General features: G+C 42.1%; 7 protein-coding genes. All 7 read right to left on the bottom strand.

The features are described from left to right. Nucleotides 1–252: DUF4440 domain-containing protein (locus LC574_RS23200; protein ID WP_229455934.1), on the bottom strand; the 252-nt coding region annotated here is incomplete at its 3' end. Between the two features lie 85 nt (nt 253–337). After that, nucleotides 338–1,459, bottom strand: a complete 1,122-nt coding sequence (gene iolE, locus LC574_RS23195; protein ID WP_229455933.1) for a myo-inosose-2 dehydratase — start codon at nt 1,457–1,459, stop codon at nt 338–340. Between the two features lie 372 nt (nt 1,460–1,831). Next, entirely contained in the window at nt 1,832–2,545 is a 714-nt protein-coding gene (locus tag LC574_RS23190; RefSeq protein ID WP_229455932.1) for a pentapeptide repeat-containing protein, read from the bottom strand. A 68-nt stretch (nt 2,546–2,613) separates the two neighbouring features. Then, nucleotides 2,614–3,090, bottom strand: coding sequence for a hypothetical protein (locus tag LC574_RS23185; protein ID WP_229455931.1), 477 nt, complete (start codon nt 3,088–3,090; stop codon nt 2,614–2,616). A 47-nt stretch (nt 3,091–3,137) separates the two neighbouring features. Then, the gene (locus LC574_RS23180; protein WP_229455930.1) at nt 3,138–4,238 is read right to left on the bottom strand and encodes a ferritin-like protein; all 1,101 of its coding nucleotides are present in this window, start codon (nt 4,236–4,238) and stop codon (nt 3,138–3,140) included. Nucleotides 4,239–4,404: 166 nt separating this feature from the next. After that, a complete protein-coding gene (locus LC574_RS39195) occupies nt 4,405–5,493 on the bottom strand; it encodes a GMC oxidoreductase (protein WP_368736725.1) in 1,089 nt (362 codons plus the stop codon). Beyond that, nucleotides 5,451–5,729: hypothetical protein (locus LC574_RS23170; RefSeq protein WP_229455928.1), on the bottom strand; the 279-nt coding region annotated here is incomplete at its 5' end. The genes LC574_RS39195 and LC574_RS23170, both read right to left, overlap by 43 nt.

Below are 5,729 nucleotides of genomic sequence, written 5' to 3'. Positions count from 1 at the left end.
GACATAACCAAAATCGCCAATGACTTCGATTTCTTCGGCAGTGAAAATTGGATCGATCCTGTTGTTAGCAATTTGCTCGCTAAACCCTTCAACAATATCACTAATCCCAACGCGATCGGGGACATTCGGTGCCATCCAAAGAGCATTTTCTGTATACATTTCGCCATAACCAGCCAAATCTTCAGATTTAACATTATTGGCATATACTTCTTCAAATATCTCTCTGATCTTGTCTTTATCGCTAGCTATCATAGTTAAACTCCGGTTGAAGAACTGTTGATTTTGATGAGAGAAACTACCCAGAGCTACTTCGTTGAGGTCTGGGTTTCTATTTTTGCTACAAACTAGTCACTTTGCGTAGATAATTGCGAGCAAGTAGCGCGTATGTCAAAGGTTCAGCTTTATTAGGATCTTGTTCTGCTTCCACCATCAGCCAGCCTTCATAGTTAGCTTTAGCAAGCTCTTGTAAAATTGGCTGAAAATCAATTGCGCCAGCAGTATCTCCCGGAACAGTAAATATCCCTTCTCGGATGGAATCTAAAAAGCTACGACCAGTTTTTTTTGATTCGTCTAAAACTGGCTGACGAATATTTTTCAGATGAACGTGTTTGATCCGATTAGAATATTTTTTAGTTACTGTCAGAGGATCAACTCCTGCGTAGTACAAATGACCAGTATCGAGAAGCAGCTTAACATTTTTGGGATCAGTACCGTTCATCAACCGATCAATATCAGTAGAGTTTTCTACTCCCGTACCAATATGGGGATGATAGACCAACTGCATACCGTTTTCTTTTGCAATTGAACCGAGTGTGTTCAGCCCATTCACTAAATCCGACCATTGCTCGTCAGTAAAATGTGGCCTGTTAACTAGAGGGTCTACGCATTTCTTCTGATGAACAGCACCACCCAATTCAGCAACCACAATATTTTTGCCTTTCATCTCCTTCATGAAGGCTACTTGTTTATCGAATTCTTGAAAGGTTTCATCTTCCTTTCCTTTTTCAGTGAATAGAGTTCCCACCCAAGGTTCAGAAATTCTCAAGTTACGAAGTTTTAACTCTCTTTTTAAAACCTTCATATCTTTCGGATATTTAGGTGACATTTGCGAACCTTGGAAGCCAGATAGTGCCGTTTCACTTAAAATCTGCTGGAAAGGGATAGGAGGTATGAGATCAATAGTAAGATCATCACTATTACTCCAACCAGTCGGCGTAATGCCCAAATTGACTTTTGTGCGATCAAATGTTGGCTCTAATATCGCAGGTTTAGTAGATGAAGGGGAAACCAGAGACACCAAAACAGAATTGTTTCCACTTGGAGCAGCAGTTGCGGGAAGCGTTAAGCTAGTTATCCCCACCAAAATAAAGATAAATAATAGGGCAAATAAACTACTAATCCCTTTGATTTTGTAGAAAACTGATGATTTATTCATCTTGCGCTGATTCTTTGCAAACATGACTTAGTGATTCCTAATCTTTGATTGGTTATAAAAGTAGAACTCTCAAACAATCAGCAATGAGTCAAAAATAAATAAAACTCATTGCTAACCATTGCAATGAACTTAATGCGGTGTGCAACTTTTTTCCAAATTTAAAGTGCCAGCACCGCTCTAAGTGACAAATTCATTATTGTCTGTGCAACCTTCACAGACTATAGACATTTGTGAATGCTATGCATATTGGAGTTCCTGAAATTCTTCTTTCAGTACACGGACAAGAGTTGGTGACGAATAGAATGCTCAAAACGATGTATTAAAATACCTTTTCGAGGATGCGTGTTCAAATATTCTTCGGCCTCGTCATCAAGATTACCCGTAAGGATTCAGGTCTCACTGATTAGCCCCAAACTTTGCAACATCTCCGTTATAAGTAGTCCCGTCAGGCATAAGCGAATTAGCCAAATCGGTTCCATAGAACTTAGTTCCCTTAAGAACGGCATCTGATAACCTTGTATTTCTCATGTAGCTACTGGAAAAATCTGCACTCGATAAATTGGCTCGAGAAAGAATTGCTCCTTTTAGCTTTGCATTTTTCCCCGAAGCATTAGACAAATCTGCATCAGAGATAATGGCCTCTGTTAAATCTGCATCGGTTAAATCCGCGTTTAACAACGTTGCCTTACTCATGAGGGCATTATACAAATCTGCCTGAGAAAGATTAGCCCCTGTTAGGTTAGCATCCGACAAGGTGATTCCCATCAGGATAGCTCCCGATAGATTGGCTCCGGTTAAATTAGCTCCTTGAAGCTTTGCATCATTGAGTAGGGCACCAGAGAGATTTGCTTTGGATAGATTTGCCCCACCGAGTGCGCTGCCATATAAATCTTTGTTCGATAGATCCACTTCCGATAGATCACAATTAGCACAGGCGTTTGTCACAAGCAACCTTTGGTAATCTGTCGCAACGAAAGCGTTAGCGGGCAAAGTAAAGATCGTTAAGCTAAGGAAAATCGAGAGGGCAATGGCAGAGAGTTTACGAAACCAAGATGTAATACTCATGTTTTGTCTTAAAACTAGAAATTTTTGCAATTTTGTCAGGATCAAAGATGGGTCTTTTTTTAGAGGTTGAGTGAGGCGAAGCTAAACATCGTTAACCCTACCCAGAAAGGATGTTAGCTTTTAGTAAGGCTGACTAAAGGGGGTTCGCTCCAAGTTCCGTATCCCTGGCCTTTCGCGCCAGGTGGGTTAACACCGATCGCAGTCCATAAAAGTCCTTCTGGATAGGCGTGGGGACTGATAATAAAGGTTCCATCCTTTTCTTTGGTTCCAAAAACATCCCGCCAGGATTGTGGCAGTGCATACCAGGTGGCCATATACCAAACCTTGATGATATTGCGGGCGATCGGGCCAAATTTTTCAGACGCCAGAATTTGTATGATTGATTCGTGCTTTTTTTCTTTTTTTTCAAGCTCCAACTGATGAAAAGTTGTTAACAGTTCTCCAAAGATATCTTCACCAATGATGTCCCGAATGGTTTCAAAATAAAGAGTAGCAACGCCTGTTCCCTGCAAGTGAAACTTGGAAAAACCTGTAAGGACGACTGAGAGATTGAGGAAATACTCGATAAACTCAGGTGCATTAATATCCATCAGTTATTTACCTCCACAAAAAGTTTAGATCCGCAAGTCAAAGTTATCTAAGGCTGGTCTAACCGAAAAAGAGGAGCCGCATTAACTCCTGGACTGCTTGGAATAGGGTTACGCATTAAACTATTAGCCTGTTCTTTAAGGCGGAACATTCCCCCAACTGCGGGAATCAAATGCTCAGGATGTCCATTAAAAGCGTATTCAATCTTGGTTAAGAAGTCACTATAGGCGGACTGAAACTCTAAGGCTGCTGTACGCACTTCTGATCCTTCGGGATAATCACTCAGTTTGGCATTATCCTTAATCGGATAAACTGCGTCCCAATCTACGGTAAACGAATCACCTGTAGGCTGATTGGGCTTATCAGATTTTGTCGGATCATCCTTGTCGATCAGATAATATTTGCCTAATAGTATTTGCTGAAAACGATAGTCATGGGCTAGTTCTCGTTCTGCATCATAGATCGTTTCGCTTCTTGACCCCTCACCCTGATCTTGAATCACTTTTAAGGCTCGTATGGCTGAACGCAGATCGGTCACTGGGATGATGTCTCCACCACCGTTATAGTAGTATTCCGGGGTAATTTGTCGCTTAGGATCGCCACAAAATAGATCGGTCCCCTTCTCTTTATAGAGTGCATTCAGACCACGAATGATCTCTGCATAAAATAAGCCAATGCTGTAGAAAGTCTTGGTCGGATCGAAGCCTATAACTTCCAAAAAACGTTCTTCTAAGCTTCGAGATGCAACTAATGGCATACTTTCTGGAACGTGTTGAGACCGTTCAATCTGACGAAAGGTCTCTATAGTCTCTTTGGAAAACTTGCTTAAACCTACTTTAAAATCTGTAGATCCTGTAGGCAGATAGCTAGGATATTTGGGAATAAAATCAGGTGCCCTCAGGACTGGTGATTCAAACGATCCTCCCACCGCATTATAAACATTAGCCACGAGAGTTAGATGTAGCATTTCTTCTACAGCAACCGCCCGGATAATATGGAAAGCTTCTAAATTCGTTCCGGGTTTAATGGAGTAAAGTGCTGTCATGTAAGGGGGAATGGTTGCATGTTCTATCTTCATTGCCTGTATGAGATAGTACTTCAATTGGTCAACCGTTGTAATCAACTTTAAGCTATCGGAGACTGTAGTCATAACGTCTACTCGCAATGTTTTTTCGACTGTGTAAGGGGTACTAGGGCGTATGATCAAATAGCCGTAGAACTCCATCTAGGGCTGAATTTCAGCCCTCATGAAGTTTTGGATTAAAACTGCCCAAAGCCTTTCCCTGATGGAGCGTAATTTTAATTGATGACACGCCCTACCTGGCTTGCAAATTACTGGCTTGCAAATTACTGACTTGCAAATTACTGACTTGCAAATTATGAGAATTTAATTCTTTAAGCATTTGCTCGGCAAGCCTAAAACTCAGCGCGGCAATGGTCAATGTTGTATTTGAACTACCAATGGTTGGCATACTTCCTGCGCCAACTAGAAAAAGATTTTGATGATCCCAACAACGCAGATGACGATCAACAACTGAATCGAATGGTGTCGTTCCCATGATATGAGTTCCCGAAAAGTGGTTTCCGCCTTTGTATACGTAACCTTCACCCTCAAATTCAAAATAGGCGGGGTCTTTAGGATCATAGTTGGTATAATCTTCCGCTCCTAAACGCTCGAAGATTACACGAGAGACTTTTCTCGTGTAGGCAAGGGTTCTGCGACTGTAGTCGGGTAGGTTAAAGCTAATGACGGGACGATAATTACCCAGTTTATCCTTGTGCCTCGGATCGATTGTTACTCGGTTACTGTACTCGGGGAGTAATTCACACATGAAAGCCAGCAGCAGTTGTCTTGAAATCCGACTAATCAATGTCTGGCGCAGTTCTTGTCCATATTTGTGTTTGTTATCGACTGCATCTTCCACTTCACCCTTGGGCGATCCGGTTGCCCATCCCCAACCATCATTATGAATATCTACCGCGAAGGCGGATTGTCTTTGACGGAAATCGCCTTTACGAAATGTTCCGATTCCTGATGTAACAAGAGGCCCTCGCATAGTGCCAGTCACTTCAGGCATCAAAGCCCAAGCTAAGGTGAAAGGGTGATCCATTAAATGCCGCCCTATCATTCCACTGGTGTTAGGCAAATCAGAACCGAGCAATAGCCGAGCGTTTTCAACGGCATTAGTCGCTAAGACAAATAATGTTCCTCTAGCGGTTCCTGTAGTGTACTCACTAGAATTGGGGTTCTCATAACGCTTATAGTGAATGGCAGTGACGCGACCATTTTCGCGATCGCATTCTACCCGATAAGCCACTGCTTGGTAGAGTACATGAACTCGACCGGTTTCAAAGGCTTTAGCTAAAGTTCTGCGAGCATCATATTTCGCTTGAACCGGACAGATGGGAACACAGTTAGCATTTCCTTGGCAACGTTCCCCATACTGAACAGGATGGACACTGGTAACTCCGTCGGCAACAAAGCGGTTACCATGATCGTATTTAGGATTTGGTACTCCTCTAATCGCGCTTGCTGTTCTTTGTATGATAATTCTCGCCAATCTAAAAATGTCCAAGGAAATTCAACTTGACGAAAGACGACTTGGAAAGGTTTATCACGCTGTTCCCAATAAAATGCCGA

Origin of the sequence: Nostoc sp. CHAB 5715, from assembly GCF_020829685.1 — a bacterium.
In the GTDB taxonomy this organism is placed as follows: domain Bacteria; phylum Cyanobacteriota; class Cyanobacteriia; order Cyanobacteriales; family Nostocaceae; genus Nostoc.
This window is presented reverse-complemented; position numbering and strand designations above follow the sequence as displayed.